Source organism: Acinetobacter lwoffii (genome assembly GCF_022809915.1).
Classification (GTDB): Bacteria; Pseudomonadota; Gammaproteobacteria; order Pseudomonadales; family Moraxellaceae; genus Acinetobacter; species Acinetobacter lwoffii_M.
In genome coordinates this window covers 1-14782 of record NZ_JALGQY010000034.1, presented here as the reverse complement: position 1 = coordinate 14782, position 14782 = coordinate 1, and the positions used below count along the sequence as shown (strand labels likewise).

Below are 14782 nucleotides of genomic sequence, written 5' to 3'. Positions count from 1 at the left end.
ACCTTACATAAAGCTCAAACTGAGAGCCAGAGCTACGCCAGCACCTATCATGGCAATTGTGTAGCCAAATATGATAGCTCGGCCAAACTGTGCCCCCCCTGTCATCCATGCAATTGTCGCTTTGCTTAACATGTTGCTCAGTGTGGCCAGCCCTAGCGCGACAGCAGCCACATTTGTTGTTAAGCCTTCAGTACTATGCAGGCGGGCAAGTGAGACTAAAATAGCATCTACGTCTGCTAGCCCAGAAATAGTCGATAATACGAAGATGCCGCTGGTGCCCAACCATTGTTTTGCTGCCGGGACCAAGACTGCCATGACAGCCAGGAAAGCAGCGAAGCTGAATGCTGTCCCAAGATCAAAAGGAGCCATTGCTTCTATTGTTCGATCGTTGTTTTCAGCGCTGGTAATTTGGCGTTGTCTCCACAATGCCATACCCAGCAGAAGGATTCCCGCAATCATCATTGCACCACCAAAAGTGCTTAGCAATGCTGGCGGCTCAATGACGCCTATCAGCACAACCATACGAAAAAACATGATGCCACAGGCAGCCAATGTTCCAGAAATAGCAGCACTGACCATGACGGGGTGCTGGCGTGTATAGCGTGCCAGTGCGACAGTTGCAGCTGTAGAAGATGCCAAACCACCCAATAGACCTGTCCAGAATATGCCTCTTTCTGAACCGGTAAGCCGCATGGCAAAATGACCTGCCAGAGAGAGTCCGGCAATCAGGATCACTGCCCACCATAACTGGTAAGGATTTAATGCAGCAAAAGGTCCCAGACCCGTATTGGGTAAGTAGGGTAATATAACGACAGAAAGTACCAGCAACTGCAGGGATGCGGTTAATTCACGATGCTCTATCAAGCGTAGCCAACCGTGTAAGGTTGGCTTGAGATCCAAAAATACAGCGACGATTACAGCCGCGGTTAATGCTAAAGTAACATTACCATGGGATGCATATGCACCTAAAACTAATGTCAACAGCATCGCGATCGTCGTGGTAGCGCTTAGATTACCGGAAAGTTTTGCGGTACGCGCGTAGGACACTGTTAATAATAAGGAAAGCCCTAATACGGCCGCGACCAGCGGCCAAGGCCCGAAGTTTGGTTGTAAATGACCGAGCACTCCTCCGAGCAATCCTGTCAATGTGAAGGTACGTAGGCCTGCTACTCGGCTGCCCTCGGGCAATTCACGATCGTGCCATCCTCGTTCTAAACCAATGAGCAGGCCGATGGCAAGTGCTGCAATAAGACCTGGTACATCTGGTGGAAGAAAAGAACTCTCTATCATAACTTTTTATTTCGCAGGCGAAGGGCATTCGTGATGACTGAAGCTGAACTCAAACTCATAGCCAAGGCGGCAATCATCGGTGACAACAACCAACCGGTAAATGGATATAGTACGCCAGCCGCGATAGGGATACCCAAAGCATTGTAAAGGAAAGCAAACATGAGGTTCTGTTTCATGTTGCCGACAGTAGCTTCCGAAAGTGAACGGGCAACAGCAATCCCTCGTAAATCTCCCTTGACCAGTGTAACTTGGGCACTATTCATTGCAACATCAGTCCCGGTTCCCATAGCGATACCGACATCAGCTTTAGCCAAGGCTGGTGCATCATTGATGCCATCACCAGCCATAGCCACGATGCGACCTTCCTTCTGCAATTTGCTGACCAGTTCTAGTTTATCTGCGGGTTTGACTTCGCCATGTACCTCATCAATGCCTAGACGTGCTGCGACTGAACGGGCAGTGGTGAGACCATCTCCTGTTGCCATCACGATACGTAGACCCGCTTCCTTCAGGGTGGCAAGTGCTTCTGGGGTATTTTTTTTGATGGGATCGGATACTGCAAGCAGACCGGCCAATTCACCATTGATGGCTAGATGCATCACACTTGCACCTTCCGAACGCAGCTCTTCGGCTTGCGGAATCAGAGATTGTACCGAGATACCCAATTGCTCCATCAGTGCTGTGTTGCCCAAAGCTAACTGACGATCGCCCACTTGACCTCGAACACCAATCCCTGAGCCCGATTCAAAATTATCTGGTGTTTCAAGAGACAGGCCACGTTCGTGTGCTGCGTTTACAATCGCTTCGGCTAGCGGGTGTTCACTGCCTTGATCAAGACTGGCGGCTAAACGTAATACTTCAGATTCGTCAAAATCTGATGCGGCAACTACACGATCGAATACAGGGCGTCCTTCAGTTAACGTACCTGTTTTATCGATGATTAGTGTGTCAATCTTGCGTAGATTCTCAATGGCTGCTGCATCACGAAACAGCACACCATGAGTAGCACCTTGACCCGTCGCAACCATGATAGACATTGGAGTTGCCAAGCCTAGTGCACAAGGACAGGCAATAATGAGTACTGCCACAGCATTGATTAATGCATAAACCCAGCTTGATTCTTCTGGGCCGAATAGTCCCCATCCAAAGAAGGTAAGCAAGGCAATGGTCACTACAGCCATGACGAACCAACCTGCTACCTGATCAGCCATACGTTGCATTGGTGCTCTCGATCGTTGAGCTTGCGCCACCATCTGTACGATCTGGGATAACATGGTACTTGAACCAATTTTCTCTGAACGCATGATCAATGAACCATTGGTATTCAGGGTAGCTCCAATGACTTTATCGCCGATACGTTTAGTGATAGGTAAAGGTTCACCTGTCAGCATCGATTCATCCACTGAACTACTTCCTTCAGTGATTACACCATCCACAGGCACTTTTTCACCTGGGCGAATTCTGAGTAAATCTCCTACATGGACATGCGTTAGAGGAACATCTTCTTCAGTTCCATCAGGCAGGATTCGGCGAGCTGTTTTAGGAGCGAGCCCAAGGAGTGACTTAATTGCAGCAGAAGTTTGCGAACGTGCTTTTAACTCCAATATTTGTCCCAGTAGGGTCAATGAAATGATGACCGCTGAAGCTTCAAAGTAAACAGCGACACGACCCATGGAAATAAATGAGTCTGGGAAGATTTGCGGTGCAATGGTTGCGACCACACTATAAATAAATGCAGCTCCAGTGCCCAAACCAATCAGCGTCCACATGTTCGGGCTGCGATTCACAACCGATTGCCAACCCCGGGAAAAAAATGGCCAACCTGCCCAAAGTACAATTGGGAGTGACAACACCAGTTCAATCCAGCTCTGAACAGCCATATTGAACAGGTTCATTTGATGACCAAACATCGCCAAAAAAGTCACGATGATGGTCAATGGCAGTGTCCACCAGAAGCGTCGGCGGAAATCACGTAACTCCGGATTCTCATCTTCCTCTAATTCAGGAATGAGTGGCTCCAGTGTCATTCCGCATTTAGGACAGTTTCCAGGATGATCTTGCCTGATTTCTGGATGCATTGGGCATGTATAGATGGTCGTACCTGTTGTGCTTGCCGCATTAACGTGTTGAACAGTCTGATGATGCTGTGTATGTGCATCGGCAGTCGTCGTTGCGGGTTTAGCGATATATTGCACCGGGCTGCTATGAAACTTTGATTGACATTTATCACTGCAAAAAAAGTAAGTTTTCCCCTTAAATTCCTCATGGTATTTCGATTCTTCAGTGACGGTCATACCACAGACTGGGTCTTTCAGTACGTCTGTTGTAGCCTGTGCCATATGGTCCTGGTTATGATTTTTTTGATCTGACATAAATAATTCTCTTATGGAAAAGTGGTTTTATGGCCGAATTTTGGAATAAATCTCGGAGTCTGTTGAGCATAGCTGTCATAGACAGCGCCAAACTGTTTACTCATTTCAGCCTCTTCCTTAATTGCCAAGCGGCTGTACATTAAGAGTAGGATTGGAAACATAATCAGTGTCAGTAAAGTTGGCCATTGCAATAAAAAACCCAGCAAGATCATCACAAAAGCCACGTATTGTGGGTGACGTATACGTGCATAAGGGCCTGTGATCGCTAAAGAATGCTGACGTTGCGCGTTGTACAGCACGTGCCATGACGTTGATAACAGGTAAAATCCATAGCCCAAGAAAACGTAACTGGCGATATGCAAAATGCCAAAATGTGGATCACCTTTTTCACCTAATAGCGTTGACCACAAGTGACCTGCATTATGAGAAAGTAAGTCAAGTTGAGGGAAGCGAGTTTGAAGCCAACCAGATAACAGGTAAATGATTAAAGGAAAACCATACATTTCGACAAATAGAGCAATGATAAAAGCCGAAAAGGCCCCAAATGTACGCCAATCGCGCGCAGTGGAAGGTCTAAAAAAACTGAAAGCGAACATGATAAAAACTGCTGAGTTAATGATAACCAGCGTCCATAAACCATAAGCCGATTCCGCATGATTCATGATGGATCTCCTGATAAGAGCTATTTTTTGTTATCAGATATATCGGATTTTTTTTGCTGCGAGTGGTTATGCCCATGACCACCATGCATAAAAATATGCATCAGTGGACACGCTAAAAGGAATAAATAAGGCAAAGCACCGATAACGTGGGCTAAATGTTCCGTTAATAGAAAATAAGCTGCGATACCACCCAGCACGATTAGACCAATGGCATAACGTGTAGACCAGAAGTTAGGTACTGAATTATTTTCTTGGTGTTGGTGATTCATGGTGCTTTCCCCTAATTCATGGGTAACTATTTAGTTGCTGACGGAGGCATACAGTCCATCATCATCTGCATCATGGATTGCATCATGTCCATACGTTTTTCCATCATCTGCTGACGGTCAGCCATATTTGCATTCATGCTTTGGCTGCCCATCTGTTTCATCATACTCATACCTCCTTGCATGAGTTTCATGTGCTCAGCCATAAGTTTCTGACGTTCTTGTGGGGTTTTTGCAGCCATCATCTTCTCATGCATGGCTTGCATCGCCTTCATGTGTTGATCCATTGCAGCCATTTTATCTGTAGCAGTGGTGCTGGTAACTGTTTGCTTAATTGTTACTGCAGATGGTGCTGTTTTTTCAGGGTGGTGATCTTTGTGTTCATCGGATTGCTGTGCAAATGTATTCAATGACGCGGCTGCGATACATAAGCCCAAAAAAATGTTTTTGAATTTCATCATAATTTTTTCCTTTAAATAATTTGGAAGTAAAAGCTATGTTTTAGTACTGAACAGAGTCTAGGAATTTGACTACTAAACTGATGAAATTTTTGGTTATTCTCTGTCTCTCTTAAAAATTTTAGCACTATTAATTAATTATTTTTAAAAATGACAAAAATGTAATTTTGAGATCTTCTCGAAATATATAGTCTATGCTGAGATGACAAAAATTTTATTTAATATTAATCTTTTAAAACTATTAAAGTTGTTATGATTTTATGTGCTTAAAAAAATAAAAATGAAATGATTAGATGACTCCAAGGCTAGTTAGAGACACATTCTTAATGTAATTTACACTGTTATTCCTTTAAAGAAAAAATACAGTTGATCAAAATAGTTTTTTATAGAAAAAAGGGTGGATAATTTAATTATTAAACTTATTGGTATATTTATTAGATAGAAGGTAAAGAAGATTATTTTTAATATTAGGGTTTATAATCCAAATTTCAGAGTAAGGAATCTACTACTTATATAATAGAGATTCCATCTCCAAAACAGTACTACTGTATGAATGAGTTGTATTCAATGCAGGGAAGAATGTAGATCCTTAATACTAACGGAAAATTATTTTACTGAATTTTCATGTAAAGACTCATTTAATTGATCAATCACTGTCGTCCATTCACCATCAGAGTGTAGTTTTTCTTCTAAAAAATGACGTTGAGCATCAGTCCAAAAAATTGCTTGTGTTAAAAAAACATCTCCAGCTAGCTGATGGCTCTCTATGAATTTTGCAATTGCTTCTTCAGTAGAAGCTAAACCAAGCTGTTCAAATAATTTGGTCATTCTTGGACGTGTTTGAGTCATGTGCTTAGCCCACAAATTTATATTAGATCAAATTAAACATAACATGTTTATATTTAAACTAAAATATAAAAAATTAAATAGCTACTATTTTCTTAGACAAAATGATTACTACATTTCATAAATCAACCACCTACATAATTTGTTTGTTAAATGATCATTATTTTTCAATAAGATTATTTTAATAGTTAAAGATTTTAAATTTTAAAAATGACAAAAATGTAATTTTGAAGTCATCGCTCTGTTTCTGTCTCTCACTAATAATTGAAATATAAGAGGAGATGATGTGGTCTCATTAAATATAGATTTTATAAAGTCATCTCTAATGAACTAACAAATCAAGAGGAAACGTAAATGAAATTATTTCAAAATAAAATGACTGCTCTACGTAATGTTGTAGTAGCTGCAACGATGATTGTGGCTACTACAACTACGTTCGCTCATGTGAGTTTAGTGAGTGCGATTCCTGCGGAAAATGCATCTATCCTTAGTCAACCAAAGAACTTGACCCTTAACTTTGGTGCAGAGGTTATGTTGATGAATATTAAGTTACTGGATGCTCAGCGAAGAGATGTTCCTTTAAAATATAAAGTTACTCATGACTTAAAGAAATCCTTTGATGTCGCTCTTCCGAAACTGAAAAAAGGTAAATATACCGTTGTCTGGACAACAATGGGGAAAGATGGTCACAACATGAATGGTGAATATAGTTTCACTATCAAATCAACTAAATAAGAATTGATTACCTTTCAACATGTCAGTGAGGTGCTGGCATGTTGTTCTAGAATGGACAAAAATAATGATTTCTGAATATTGGATGTGGGCCACTTGGTTAACTAAGGTTATTTTATATTTAAGTGTAGCTTTTGTCGTTGGTGGAGCCTTTTGCTATTTTTTACTTAGACAATATCTTGAACTAAAAGAATCGATTCTTAAATATATTACAATTGGCGCTGGATTAGGCCTAATTTCCAGTACCTTGGGATTTTTTATTCTGATTGGTAGTTTTGCCAATACTGGTATTACAGGTATGGTGGACCCCACGTATATTAATATATTGGTTAATACTCCGACGGGGTATATATACGTTCTTCGTTCTATTAGTTTTGCTCTTTTACTTCTTCTCATGGTGGTTAAACTTAACAGGAACAAAGGTCATTTTTCTATAATTGAAAGTTCAATATTTTGTATTTTACTTATCCCGATTATTTTTAGTTTTTCCCAGCTCGGACATGTCGCTAATTTAACCTTACTTGCTCAAATTTTATTATCAATCCATATTCTAGTTATGTCGTTATGGATGGGGTCTTTATATCCGTTATGGAAAACCAGCCGGGAAATAAGTGGTTTACCTTTAAAAGATCGCATGCATGTATTTGGACGTATTGCTGCTTTCATTGTTGGGATATTAATCGCCTGTGGCGCTAGTGTAGCTCTTCTTTTAATTAAAGATTTTAATACCTTAATCAATACTGCATATGGCTATGGTTTCATGGTTAAAATGTTTTTTGTTATAAGTATTCTACTTTTAGCTGCCTTCAACAAATGGTATTTCACCCCGCGTCTTCAACATCCTAAATTCGCTAAACACCTTAGTCATGCCATTTTATTTGAGATGTTATTAGGTCTATCAATTCTATTAACAACAGGCTATATAACCACTGTCGTGGGTATTGAATAAGAGAATTTCAAAATAAGGGAATTGAGGAAATCTAACATTACTGCATTTATCTTTTGTAGCTGAGCAATAAAGTTTCTACTGGACTGTCAACTTACGACAATCAGAACAGTAAAATCGCATCATGAGGCATTATACATAAAGGTAGTCACCGGTTTTTAGCTTATCTTCAACCCATAACGGTCTCATCTATTCAGTTCACTACCATTGATTGAAATAACTAATCTTATAAATTTCAGAGTGATCGTAGATGACAAAAATGTCATTTTAAAGTCACATTAATGTTGGTTAAGTACTTTTACTGTAGTCATTAGAACACTCTTCTTTGGAATACTCTGAAGAAAACTGTAAGGTTGTAAACAGACCAAGTTACAGCGAGTAACTGATTCAGAAAAAGGCTGGTTGTATGGTGAAAGTTTAGAGTTACTGTTCTAATGTTTTAAACAAATGTTTTGTTAAAAAGGAGCAACATATGAAATTTCACATCGCTAATATGACTTGTGGTGGTTGTGCACGCGGCATTACTACCGCAATTAAAGAGCTCGACTCGAATGCTTCACTCGATATTGATTTACAAAACCGTATCGTTGAAATCAACACAACAGTGAGTCAGGATAAAGTCATTGTCACTCTCAGTGAGCGTGGATTTACAGCTGATCCTGCTTAATCTCTGTTAGAGTAACAGTGGGAATTCCTTACCACTTTTACTCTCTCTTATTTTCCTCATCGTACAGATAAAATCTGTACTTGCTTGCAATAAAAGTAGCCCCTGAATTCCCCATAATCTTGGTTCGAGCTGATCTTCGCATATAGAACTCAGCATATCTAAATGATAGAGATCGTATATGAGTACCGAAATGACTGATACGCCACACTACAGTGAAACATTAGAGATTGAGGGGATGACATGTGCTTCTTGTGTAGGCCGTGTGGAAAAAGCCTTAAAATCTCTTGAGGGTGTTGAATCGGCTCATGTAAATCTGGCTACCGAAAAAGCAGTCATTTATTCGCATCGTCCCCTTGATCGTTCTAGTTTAATTAAAGTTGTAGAAAAAGCTGGCTACGAAGTGGAAGCGCTGCAACCAATAGAGCTTACGATTGAGGGTATGTCATGTGCTTCTTGTGTAGGTCGAGTAGAAAAAGCCTTAAAATCTGTTGAGGGTGTGGAATCAGCACATGTAAATCTGGCTACTGAAAAAGCGACTATTCAGGCAAGCTCATCTGTCACTCGTGACTCGTTAATTCAGGCTGTCACCAAAGCAGGGTTTGAAGCAAAGTCAGTTCATCAAACTACGGAAAGCTTTCAAGATAAAAAGAATATTGAATTAGAAAAACTTAAAAAAGATTTAATTTTGTCAGTCTTATTGACTCTACCCGTTTTTATTTTAGAAATGGGATCACACCTGATTCCGGCCTTTCATACGTTTATGATGGATAACATTGGCCAACAAAATAGCTGGTTAATGCAATTTTTCTTGACCACAGTAGCATTAATTTTTCCAGGCCGACGCTTCTTCAAAAAGGGCATCCCAAGTTTATTCCGCTTAGCACCAGACATGAATTCCTTAGTGTCTGTAGGAACATTCGCTGCATATCTTTACTCAGTGGTTGCCACCTTCTTTCCAAGTGTCCTGCCACAAGGCACGGTCAATGTTTATTATGAAGCTGCAGCGGTTATTATCACTTTAATTCTATTAGGTAGATTTTTTGAAGCCAAGGCAAAAGGCCGAACGTCTTTAGCAATTCAACATCTAGTTGGAATGCAGCCTAAAGTTGCCAGAATACAGCTCAATAATCAGGTGATAGAAGTTCCGATTGCCGAAGTTCAAACAGGAACGATTGTAGAGATTAGACCAGGCGAGCGTATCCCTGTCGATGGTGAAGTTATTCACGGCCAAAGTTTTATTGATGAATCCATGATTACTGGCGAGCCTATGCCCGTTGAAAAAACGATAGGCTCTACTGTGGTAGGAGGAACAATTAACCAAAGTGGCAGCTTAAATATCAAAGCCACCTCTGTTGGTAGTTCATCAGTGCTTTCTCAAATCATCCGAATGGTAGAGCAGGCCCAAGGCTCCAAGCTGCCGATTCAGGCATTGGTTGATAAAATTACCATGTGGTTTGTACCTGTAGTAATGGGTCTCTCTCTTTTAACTTTTATTACTTGGTTTATCTTCGGCCCTGAGCCAGCCCTAACGTTTAGCTTAGTTAATGCAGTTGCGGTACTCATTATTGCATGTCCTTGTGCAATGGGACTTGCAACGCCTACATCAATCATGGTGGGAACTGGGCGGGGTGCTGAAATGGGGGTTTTATTTCGTAAAGGTGAAGCTTTACAGCTGCTCAAAGAAACTAAAGTGGTTGCAGTTGATAAAACAGGGACTCTGACTGAAGGGAAACCAGTTTTAACCGATCTGCATGTCTTAGAAGGTTTTGAATACAATGCCGTACTTTCACTGATGGCAGCCGTTGAATCAAAGTCTGAGCACCCTATTGCTCGAGCAATTGTACAAGCAGCTATAGATAAGGAATTAATCCTGTCTCCTATTGCTGATTTTAAATCAGTGACTGGCTACGGAATAGAAGCGAAGGTTTCTGAGCATTTGGTTCATATTGGTGCAGATCGATATATGGAAAAACTAAGTTTGAATCCTAATGTTTTTTCTCAATTTTCGGATCGTTTGGGAGAAGAAGGAAAAACCCCTCTCTATGTTGCGATTGACCAGAAACTTGCTGCCATTATTGCTGTAGCAGATCCAATTAAAGAATCAACATTTGCTGCAATTGAAGCGTTACATCAGTTAGGTTTAAAGGTTGCCATGATTACAGGTGATAACCGTCATACAGCTCAAGCGATTGCAAAAAAACTAGGTATTGATGAGGTTATTGCAGAAGTCTTACCTGAAGGTAAAATAGAGGCCGTTAAAAAATTAAAAAATCAATATGGTAAACTCGCATATGTTGGAGATGGCATTAATGATGCCCCTGCACTTGCAGAAGCAGATATTGGTTTAGCGATAGGTACAGGTACAGACGTAGCTATTGAAGCTGCTGATGTGGTTTTGATGTCTGGCAACCTGAAAGGAGTGCCGAATGCTATCGCTTTAAGCAAAGCGACTATAACCAATATTCGTGAAAATTTATTTTGGGCATTTGTTTACAATGCAGCTCTGATTCCTATTGCAGCAGGTGTACTTTATCCGCAATTTGGACTGCTACTTTCTCCTGTATTTGCTGCTGGTGCAATGGCTCTCTCGTCAATATTTGTACTAGGAAATGCTTTACGATTAAAACGTTTTAAAGCCCCCCTTGCAATTATTTAACCATTTTTTATATACATTTAAAGTTTTGTTGGCTTTACTTTATATATTTGGAAATAGTCTAAGCCATGTTGGCTTTTATTAAATATCATACAGTTGATATTCTAATTATTTGAGAGGGATTAAGATGAAAAGAATTTTATTAATATGCTTTATAGGCATGTCATTTACCTATGCGAATGCTCATTCTGGGGGAACGAACTCACAGGGTTGTCATACCAACAGTAAAACTGGTGATTACCACTGTCATTAATAGGTGCGCACACAGTTTTTTTATTTAAAAGACTGTGCTTTAAAGTTATAAGTAGCGTTTAACTAAAGCTAAAAATTCATTCAGTTCTTTTTCCTTTATTTCCTCAGTATCACCGAGTACATGTTCTCTAAGATGAAGTTCTATTAACTCATTCATTAAGCCATTTATCGCACCTTTAATTGCTGCAACTTGCTGTAATACCTCAATACAAGAATTTTCAGAATTTAAAATATTCTGTTCAAGGGCATTAGTTTGACCTTGAATTCGTCTAATCCGATTTAAAATTTTTTTGTTCTGATTTAAGTGAGACATACTATTCAACCTCAAGAACATATACTATGGGGGAGTATTAATTGTGGTGCAATAAAATGCAATATCTAAATAATGTTAAAAGTGACCATTCGCATCAATTTGACGAAGGAAATCCTTTAGCACAAAAGAAAATTTTAATCGCAACCATCCTCACTGGTGTAATGATGGTGTTTGAAATTTTTGGAGGATGGTTCTTTAATTCCATGGCTTTATTGGCTGATGGATGGCATATGAGTTCTCATATGTTGGCATTGGGCTTAGCTTATTTTGCCTATAAAATGGCTCGAAAATATGCTCGTGATCAGAGATTCTGTTTCGGTACATGGAAGATAGAAATCTTAGCTGGATATTCGAGTGCCATTTTATTGATGGTTGTTGCTGTATTCATGGGTGTTCAATCGATAGAACGTTTATTCAATCCTGTGAATATTCACTACAACGAGGCAATTTCAATTGCGATTGTTGGCTTGATCGTTAATTTTATTTGTGCCTGGTTACTACGTGAAAATGGTCACCACCACCATCATCACTCTCATGATGACCATGACCACCACCACGATCATCATCACTCTCATGATGACCATGACTTAAACCAGAAAGCCGCTTTTCTTCATGTAGTAGCAGATGCAGTAACTTCTGTATTAGCGATTATTGCACTTTTCGCAGGGAAGTATTTTGGATGGGATTTTTTAGATGCAATTCTAGGGATCGTAGGTGCAGTGCTTGTAGCACAATGGTCTTGGGGATTGATTAGAGAAACAGGTAAAACATTGCTTGATGCAGAGATGGAACATCCTGTAGTAAAGGAGATTCAGGAAGTTGTAGAGGAATTAGATAACCAAATTACGATTACTGATCTGCATGTCTGGAAAGTAGGTAGAAGTAAATTTTCATGTATTTTATCCCTAAATACAGTTAATGACTCCTTAACAGCAGAGGTAGTTCGTAAAGCTTTGTCAATTCATGAAGAGATCGTTCATATTTCTGTTGAAATTAACAAGAATTTCCATGTTGTTTAAATTAATATTTATTCCTTTTAAACTTTATCAGTCTATTTATGTAAATCTTAGATTAGAATTTGTTTGTTGTAGAGCGTCGGGGCGCCTCGGCAGTGCTGCGTTTTGAAATAGAAAGGAAAATTCATTTTCTGAATGAAGATATCGGGTATGAACGGGTAAAGATACAATCCACGATTCATATTCAATCCCATGCCTTTAAAGCGCAAAGCGTGTTGCAGATGCAGCTCTTACTCCTAGGAATCTTACACTGGTATCGCCCGCCGATAGAAACACCAGATCCGGCAGTTAGTACGTAAATAACCATTCCTCCAGTTTAAATAAAAAACCTGCAGATTCGATGCAGGTTTTTTTTAGAGATATTCAATCGCGTCTTATTTGGCTTTACGCTCTTTTTCAATCAGGTAATTCACCACCTGAATTACTTTGGCATCATTGCCCTGCACAATATATTTACCATTCACGGTCACCGCTGGTACACCGCTTAACTGATATTGAGCAGTCAAATTTTTTGCCTGAGCAATTTTTGACGAAATCGGGAATGATTTATAAGTCGTGTTAAATTTCTCTTCAGAAATACCATAACGGGTATAGAACTTGGCCAATTGTGCCTGTTCTAAAATTGGACGCTGCTTGTCATGAATATCATGGAATAACTGTAAATGTGCTTTTTGACGCACACCCAGGGCTTCTGAAACATAATAAGCACGTGCAGCCTGTTCCCAAAGCGGGTTCATTGCAGCAGGTGTACGTACAAAACGGATATCTTTGGGTAATTTTTTCAACCAGTCCTGCATATGCGGTTCCAACGTGAAACAGTGACCACAGCCATACCAGAAGAATTCACGTACCTCAATTTTGCCCGGTTTTTCGACTTTAACTGGTTTTGCAACCACCTGATAGTCCTGACCTGCCACAAAATTGGCCATAGCACTACCTGAAAAGGCCAAAACAGATGCGGCAACAGCTCCTAAAAGGAATTTTTTCATTGGGATTATCGTCCTCTAAATCATTATGCTTAGTGTATGGGTTCACTATAAATCAATTATGCCGGTTCCGTTTTCATGCTGCGAACTTTTGTGCTATCAGAACCGCTACATTAAAGTATGCGACTGATTTTAAGTCAGTTAATATGGCCATTCGACCGCTATGTGTTTTTAGATAATCACAAAAGTTAAACTTTGAGTAATAAAAACGGTTATAATTTCTACGATTAAAACGTAGTGGTCAAACCTACAGTAAATATTAGCTTCTTACTATTCTCTTCAGTAACAGCCGCGTGGCTCTGAGAATGATCTTCTGACATACAATAGTTTCCTTATTCTATTTACGATTAGCTGAGAGACTTGAGTAAGCCTCAATATTTCTGCTAAAAATTGCTTACTATAATTGGTCAAGAAGCTTTCTTTTCATTTATCCACCGGGACAATATTGGTAATAAAACCAACATAAGAAGGGTTGATGAGATAATTCCTCCAATAACCACATTTGCTAGTGGGCACTTTACTTTTTTTCTCCAATTCCAATGCCTCCCTAACTAATTAGAGAGTTTTAAGCATTATTACATGAATCTTTCCAGTACTATTGTTGCAAATATACTAAGTTGCATATTTATTCCTGCCTATGTATAGGAGCATATGTAACCCTAAAGTTTAAAATAGTCTTTTCGGATTATTTAAAAATTTGAAAATGGTAAAGAATAAATTAAAAACAATAAATATATTTATCATTCGATTTAAAAAAATTAATTAATCTTAGTTACACCATACTAAAAATAACTAATTTTTAGTTTTCCTAGTTATATGTGCTTCATTATAATTTTGAATTAATTCTCTTCACACCCTTTGCTTTTTTCATTGTTAATTATTTCTAAATTTTTCTCTAAGAAACGAAGTCCCCCATCAGCAAAACTACTGGTTGAAAAAACTATAGTAAAAATAACTAAAACAATCTTCATATATATATTATTGAATCTAATCATATCTTGGACCAAAAAATAATTTCTTCATATACTAATTCCTAGATATATACACCTAAATGACAACCAAATTACAAATTTGTAATTTTGTTAAGGTTTGTCCTAAAAAAAATAAATTAATACTATTTTAACAAAGATAAGTCGTTGCTGAAAAATTTGAATTGTAAGGGATTTAATTAGGCACTGTTGCAAATAGAGATTTGAGTCGATGATGTTCCCTTTAAAAAGTACTTAGAGACCGAAAACCCTGTTGATTAGACACACTTCACCCTGAGGCTGACCATAATAAAATGACGATGCTTGTCCTTTACGTAGTGCACGCATGACTTCA

The 14782-nt window shown here is 39.2% G+C and carries 14 protein-coding genes and 3 pseudogenes; 6 read left to right on the top strand and 11 right to left on the bottom strand.

Annotated features, from left to right (window positions below):
• Positions 1-3 precede the first annotated feature (3 nt).
• The 6 genes from MTX11_RS13975 to MTX11_RS13950 form a co-directional block, all read right to left on the bottom strand.
• Positions 4-1290 carry an MgtC/SapB family protein gene (locus MTX11_RS13975; RefSeq protein ID WP_243475391.1) on the bottom strand — a complete coding sequence of 429 codons (1287 nt, stop codon included), beginning with the start codon at positions 1288-1290 and terminating at the stop codon, positions 4-6.
• Positions 1287-3662, bottom strand: a complete 2376-nt coding sequence (locus tag MTX11_RS13970; protein ID WP_004663996.1) for a heavy metal translocating P-type ATPase — start codon at positions 3660-3662, stop codon at positions 1287-1289. Before MTX11_RS13970 ends, MTX11_RS13975 begins: the two co-directional genes overlap by 4 nt.
• A gap of 11 nt (positions 3663-3673) precedes the next feature.
• Entirely contained in the window at positions 3674-4324 is a 651-nt protein-coding gene (locus tag MTX11_RS13965) for a methyltransferase family protein (protein WP_243475390.1), read from the bottom strand.
• 20 nt (positions 4325-4344) lie between these two features.
• A complete protein-coding gene (locus MTX11_RS13960; protein ID WP_004695740.1) occupies positions 4345-4593 on the bottom strand; it encodes a DUF2933 domain-containing protein in 249 nt (82 codons plus the stop codon).
• Positions 4594-4619: 26 nt separating this feature from the next.
• Positions 4620-5051, bottom strand: a complete 432-nt coding sequence (locus tag MTX11_RS13955; protein ID WP_004695737.1) for a hypothetical protein — start codon at positions 5049-5051, stop codon at positions 4620-4622.
• A 603-nt stretch (positions 5052-5654) separates the two neighbouring features.
• The gene (locus tag MTX11_RS13950; RefSeq protein WP_004281876.1) at positions 5655-5897 is read right to left on the bottom strand and encodes a DUF2789 family protein; all 243 of its coding nucleotides are present in this window, start codon (positions 5895-5897) and stop codon (positions 5655-5657) included.
• 351 nt (positions 5898-6248) lie between these two features.
• Here MTX11_RS13950 and MTX11_RS13945 point away from each other — a divergent pair, with 351 nt between their 5' ends.
• The 5 genes from MTX11_RS13945 (at position 6249) to MTX11_RS16690 (ending at position 11145) form a co-directional block, all read left to right on the top strand.
• On the top strand, positions 6249-6629 hold the full coding sequence (locus MTX11_RS13945) for a copper resistance CopC family protein (RefSeq protein ID WP_004681441.1): 381 nt from the start codon (positions 6249-6251) through the stop codon (positions 6627-6629).
• A gap of 64 nt (positions 6630-6693) precedes the next feature.
• The gene (locus MTX11_RS13940; protein ID WP_004733231.1) at positions 6694-7575 is read left to right on the top strand and encodes a copper resistance D family protein; all 882 of its coding nucleotides are present in this window, start codon (positions 6694-6696) and stop codon (positions 7573-7575) included.
• A 469-nt stretch (positions 7576-8044) separates the two neighbouring features.
• Positions 8045-8239 carry a heavy-metal-associated domain-containing protein gene (locus MTX11_RS13935; protein WP_243475389.1) on the top strand — a complete coding sequence of 65 codons (195 nt, stop codon included), beginning with the start codon at positions 8045-8047 and terminating at the stop codon, positions 8237-8239.
• 178 nt (positions 8240-8417) lie between these two features.
• Entirely contained in the window at positions 8418-10895 is a 2478-nt protein-coding gene (locus MTX11_RS13930) for a heavy metal translocating P-type ATPase (RefSeq protein WP_243475388.1), read from the top strand.
• 124 nt (positions 10896-11019) lie between these two features.
• Entirely contained in the window at positions 11020-11145 is a 126-nt protein-coding gene (locus MTX11_RS16690; RefSeq protein ID WP_094148905.1) for a YHYH domain-containing protein, read from the top strand.
• 45 nt (positions 11146-11190) lie between these two features.
• Here MTX11_RS16690 and MTX11_RS13925 read toward each other — a convergent pair whose 3' ends face one another.
• A complete protein-coding gene (locus tag MTX11_RS13925; protein ID WP_005248679.1) occupies positions 11191-11457 on the bottom strand; it encodes a metal/formaldehyde-sensitive transcriptional repressor in 267 nt (88 codons plus the stop codon).
• A 56-nt stretch (positions 11458-11513) separates the two neighbouring features.
• Here MTX11_RS13925 and dmeF point away from each other — a divergent pair, with 56 nt between their 5' ends.
• Positions 11514-12476 carry a CDF family Co(II)/Ni(II) efflux transporter DmeF gene (gene dmeF, locus MTX11_RS13920; RefSeq protein WP_034438686.1) on the top strand — a complete coding sequence of 321 codons (963 nt, stop codon included), beginning with the start codon at positions 11514-11516 and terminating at the stop codon, positions 12474-12476.
• A 371-nt stretch (positions 12477-12847) separates the two neighbouring features.
• On the opposite strand, the gene MTX11_RS13915 is transcribed toward dmeF, so the two are convergent.
• From MTX11_RS13915 to MTX11_RS13910, 4 genes and pseudogenes are all read right to left on the bottom strand, one after another.
• Positions 12848-13462, bottom strand: a complete 615-nt coding sequence (locus MTX11_RS13915) for a thiol:disulfide interchange protein DsbA/DsbL (protein WP_004668326.1) — start codon at positions 13460-13462, stop codon at positions 12848-12850.
• Between the two features lie 177 nt (positions 13463-13639).
• Positions 13640-13779 (bottom strand): annotated as a pseudogene (locus tag MTX11_RS16640) (cation diffusion facilitator family transporter); the annotation flags it as partial.
• A gap of 87 nt (positions 13780-13866) precedes the next feature.
• Positions 13867-13983: pseudogene (locus MTX11_RS16685) on the bottom strand (hypothetical protein); the annotation flags it as partial.
• A gap of 699 nt (positions 13984-14682) precedes the next feature.
• Positions 14683-14782, bottom strand: a pseudogene (locus tag MTX11_RS13910) (IS6 family transposase); the annotation flags it as partial.

Bases quoted from the DNA above. Each gene is read 5' to 3' on its own strand.
- MTX11_RS13940 (WP_004733231.1), top strand. From the start codon at position 6,694: ATGATTTCTGAATATTGGATGTGGGCCACTTGGTTAACTAAGGTTATT.
- MTX11_RS13975 (WP_243475391.1), bottom strand. From the start codon at position 1,290: ATGATAGAGAGTTCTTTTCTTCCACCAGATGTACCAGGTCTTATTGCA.
- MTX11_RS13970 (WP_004663996.1), bottom strand. From the start codon at position 3,662: ATGTCAGATCAAAAAAATCATAACCAGGACCATATGGCACAGGCTACA.
- MTX11_RS13935 (WP_243475389.1), top strand. From the start codon at position 8,045: ATGAAATTTCACATCGCTAATATGACTTGTGGTGGTTGTGCACGCGGC.
- MTX11_RS13945 (WP_004681441.1), top strand. From the start codon at position 6,249: ATGAAATTATTTCAAAATAAAATGACTGCTCTACGTAATGTTGTAGTA.
- MTX11_RS13950 (WP_004281876.1), bottom strand. From the start codon at position 5,897: ATGACTCAAACACGTCCAAGAATGACCAAATTATTTGAACAGCTTGGT.
- MTX11_RS13915 (WP_004668326.1), bottom strand. From the start codon at position 13,462: ATGAAAAAATTCCTTTTAGGAGCTGTTGCCGCATCTGTTTTGGCCTTT.
- MTX11_RS13930 (WP_243475388.1), top strand. From the start codon at position 8,418: ATGAGTACCGAAATGACTGATACGCCACACTACAGTGAAACATTAGAG.
- MTX11_RS13960 (WP_004695740.1), bottom strand. From the start codon at position 4,593: ATGAATCACCAACACCAAGAAAATAATTCAGTACCTAACTTCTGGTCT.
- MTX11_RS13925 (WP_005248679.1), bottom strand. From the start codon at position 11,457: ATGTCTCACTTAAATCAGAACAAAAAAATTTTAAATCGGATTAGACGA.
- MTX11_RS13955 (WP_004695737.1), bottom strand. From the start codon at position 5,051: ATGATGAAATTCAAAAACATTTTTTTGGGCTTATGTATCGCAGCCGCG.
- MTX11_RS13965 (WP_243475390.1), bottom strand. From the start codon at position 4,324: ATGAATCATGCGGAATCGGCTTATGGTTTATGGACGCTGGTTATCATT.
- MTX11_RS16690 (WP_094148905.1), top strand. From the start codon at position 11,020: ATGAAAAGAATTTTATTAATATGCTTTATAGGCATGTCATTTACCTAT.
- dmeF (WP_034438686.1), top strand. From the start codon at position 11,514: ATGCAATATCTAAATAATGTTAAAAGTGACCATTCGCATCAATTTGAC.